A 3,918-nucleotide genomic window follows, 5' to 3' on the forward strand; every position below is an offset into this window, starting at 1 on the left:
TCACTATTTCGCTATTTTTGAAAGATTAAAATAAAAACCAAATTCATTCGTAATTATGGTATAATTGAGTCCTACGCTCAAAATGAAATTCATTCAGTCATCTTCGGTGGGTGGCGTAAGAAAGCTTAGGCAATAAAAGGAGGATGTCTATTCTATCAGATTTGTTTTGAGTTTTCCTCCCTTTTCTCTTTTCATTACTATTAATCAGCTAAGAGAAACATATAGATCCTTGTGATGGGAAAAGAAAAGAGTAGCCACTATGTGACGAGGGGGTGCTCTGTTTGCTCTGGTGATATACGAGCCAGATGATGAAATAAAGTCAATTAAAATTAAAAATGGGAGATGAAGTGTGAATGAAATTATTTAAAGTATCCTCTATCATTTTTTTATCTGCCACATTGTTGTTTTCTTCATTTGTTAGCGCGGAGCCTTTAAAATCGGACACATCGGATAATCAATCAATTATTAATGTTTCTTTCATCAACCCTTTAACCTCATCCACAGATACAGAAAAAATTAAAATTGAACGGCCAAAGATGCCAGAAGTGTGGGAGATCTATAGTAATATTAATCCAGAGGATTTCAAACCTGAATTGGATTTGAGTCAAGATGATTTGCTGCAGCAGAGCATTGTTAAAAGCGAAGCAGATGATAGCATTCAGCGCTCTATGGTGGGTTTCGTTGGTCCTAATTACACTAATTATGTGACGGGAGAAGGAATCTCTGTACTTGAGAATTCATTGACTGTAACTGAGATAGGTTATTGGGAAGCAATGGGGCTTTTGAGGAACGAAACAAAAACTATTGTTGGAGAAGTTATTTTGTCTGTGGAGTTAATTTCAGATGAGGGGGTTGTTTTGGAGACGGTTTCTGCTAATACTCCTGTGAAAAACATACGTCCAGGTGAGCCAGCGCCGTTCATACTAACTTCAGTTACGGACAGTTCATTGGTAGCAGAAGTCAAATGGAATGCGACAGTAACAGAAGAAATGAATGCGATTTCAAGGGAGGGTGTGATTTACGTTGACTATGAAATTCCTTATGGACTGGATACTTATAAAGGTGTAGAGCGCAGCACTATAGACTATCAGGTGGGGACTTCTTTTGCAAACCTTGGAGACAGTCTAATTAAAGCTGAGTTATATGCTGCATGGCTGGATTTAGAAGGAAGAGTGGTTTGGATTGAAAAAACCTCACTCAATGAGTTTTTTAAAGACGGTATTCCGATTAAGGGTTCAGGTTCGTTTGAGGACATTTTTGTTAGCCAAGGCGTTGCTACAACTCTTAACGAATATACGTATTCATTATGGCTAAATGGTACAATAGGATATGTGGAAGAAGAAGAGATTTTTGTAGAAGATAATGCACCTCCCGTATTAGATATTGCTCCGCAAGACAAGTTATCAATTATGCAAACTGCAAGGTTCGGTAGCGTGCCGACAGACGACGTAATAACAGCAGCCGGAAATAATAATAATAACACTGGACTAACTGCCAATCACTTGGCCGCCATTATGCTTTCGGTTACCTGGCCGGAAGTTACAGGAAATGACCGAACACTGACCCCTTCCCCAATGACTGTAGGCAGAGCGGATACAGGCCATTCCCGATTGTATCCATTTCAAAACACAAGCCCTACTGGCCCGTATGCTCGTGCGTTTTGGAATACGGGGATTGGGGTTTTTCAAATAGATTCGGCAGGCCTAGGTTCAAGTCTTGCGTTTCATAATCGAGTATTGACAAATACAGCTTCACAAGTAGTAGCAGCTTCAATTGCCAGCCGTTATCGCTCTGCGAGTGGAACTGCAGTAGAAAAACGTCGCGCTGCATGGTCTCAGTGGTACGCGTGTGGCTCTAACGCAGTAAACTGCGAAAATAACTATAATGCCATTTACTCTACATCAAATGATATTATTAGCTTGTCGAAAGATACTACCGTTGCAAGAGGAGGGGGATTGGTCAGCCGGACTTGCTATAACACCTCCAATCCCAGTAATACGTGGGCATGTTACAAATGGAACGCAGACCAAGCTCAGGGACATACCGGATCGTGGAGATATGCTCCTTTAAATGGGAGTAGTAGCTTGTTACCTGTACCTTTACCGTTTTATACGTATAGTTCTGTTGTTGGCAGCAACACGGTTGAGTATCGTCACTGGTTAACGGCAGATACAGGTTATTCTACAAGTTTATATGGATCACGTTTATTCAATACTAATGCCAGAAACAGCGTTAATTGGACGAGTCCGTCTGCATTGGGATCAAGTTAGAATGTTGAAGGAAAAGTGGCTTGAGAAAAACAAGCCACTTTTCCTTGTTTTGCAACATAATTCGTTTTTAAACGTCTAAATACAGTATAAAAAGTTTAGGAAGGTGGGACTTAAATTATGATGAAAAAATTCGCCGCGTTACTGCTTACAACGGCTTTGAGTACTTCTTTGATTGGGAGTTCTTTAGCAAGCAGCACAATTGCTGTGGAAGTTGTCGTTAACGGAAAAACCATCCCTATGCTAGTTCCGCCGGTAGTCCAGAATGGACGTGCATTGGTTCCCGTAAGGGAGATTTCGCAAGCATTAGGTTATACCGTAAATTGGAATCAAGAGACGAGAACGGTATATTTGACTAACCGAAGTGAAGTGAGTAACGCCCCTAATCCAACTGATGAAAAAATTGTAATCAACGGTAATCCCATTGCTACGGATGTCCCGCCACAAGTGATTAAAGGAAGAACTATGGTTCCTGTGCGTATCATTTCTGAAGCGACTGGGGCTAGAGTGGAATGGAATCAGCAAAGTCGCCGAGTTACTGTAAGTTCAGAAAACAGTCTTGCTTTTCCGGATCGTTTGATGTTGAACTTTCAGCCGGTTGGACTGGAGCGGGTTGAACAAGTCCAAACACTTCCTTCTAAGTGGGAGAAAAAAGGGATCTTGAGCTTAGGCAGAATTAATCAATCCGAACTCGTCTTAGAACTGTATGAGGTCGAATTGGGCGGGAGTCCCGTTATTAATGGTATGTTTACTTATGGTAACCAGACATTTGTGTTAAATGACTTGTCTGCTGGTACAATTGATGAAGTGAAAAATCAAAACCTAGCATTGCAGTTTGATTCAGGGCAAGACCGGCTTCACCTCGTGTCTGCGATTGGTGCAGAATACGAGACGCAAATTTTAGTATTCAATTCCTCAAGTCGGCAGTGGAGTGTTTTGCGCGTCCCAGGGCGAGTAGCTACTAGCGACTCTGATGGAATTCTAGTCCAGTTCCCCGGGAAAGGCTTAAGCCCTCAAGCTGTTTCGTTAATTCGTTTTCATGGGAGCGGGTTTGAGATTAGTAACCTTACTGAAGCCTTTCAAAATTTTGCCAATAGCCAAAATATAGACATACAAAGAGTAACAACCCAATACCAATCTATGGATGGACAGTCCGGTATCACCGTTTCCCTTGTAAAGGATGGACTTACGGAGAAGCAAGCTTACACTCTTAATGGGAATACGCTGGAATTGCACTAACGATCAGCAGCAGCTTTTCGTACCAGCCCAAGGTGGCACCGTCTTCGGACTAACAGCAACAAGCTTGGCTTAATCCGCGTGCGGGTCGGATAGCAATAATGGCATGAGCAGGTACCTATAGTAATAATAAGCGCCTCGCAACGAAAGAAATTTTCGATGCGGGGTGTTTTTGTTTGTTTTGCGATTGTATTGGTCTAGGCTATCCCCTCGTCGCTGAGTCGAGAAACGGTACCGTCCACCTCCAGCTCAGCCCTCCCCCTGAATACATACTGAATCTCTCCTGATAGCCTTCAAGCTACAGCCCCAGTGGTGCATACCGATTGAAAGATATCGCGTCGAAGCAGGTCGTGTAGCCCCGATCGACTAAACCGAACTCGAGGCTACTAGCTCATTCATCTCCCCGGAGGTCCGG

At 42.5% G+C, this 3,918-nt stretch carries 2 protein-coding genes; both read left to right on the plus strand.

What is annotated here, in order from left to right; all coding sequences use genetic code 11:
* The first annotated feature begins 353 nt into the window (after positions 1-353).
* Positions 354-2,270 carry a hypothetical protein gene (locus PA598K_RS28510; protein ID WP_128660197.1) on the plus strand — a complete coding sequence of 639 codons (1,917 nt, stop codon included), beginning with the start codon at positions 354-356 and terminating at the stop codon, positions 2,268-2,270.
* A 117-nt stretch (positions 2,271-2,387) separates the two neighbouring features.
* Entirely contained in the window at positions 2,388-3,506 is a 1,119-nt protein-coding gene (locus PA598K_RS28515) for a copper amine oxidase N-terminal domain-containing protein (protein WP_128660198.1), read from the plus strand.
* The last annotated feature ends 412 nt before the right edge of the window (positions 3,507-3,918 follow it).

The sequence above is a fragment of the Paenibacillus sp. 598K genome (genome assembly GCF_003851045.1).
GTDB lineage: Bacteria > Bacillota > Bacilli > Paenibacillales > Paenibacillaceae > Paenibacillus_D.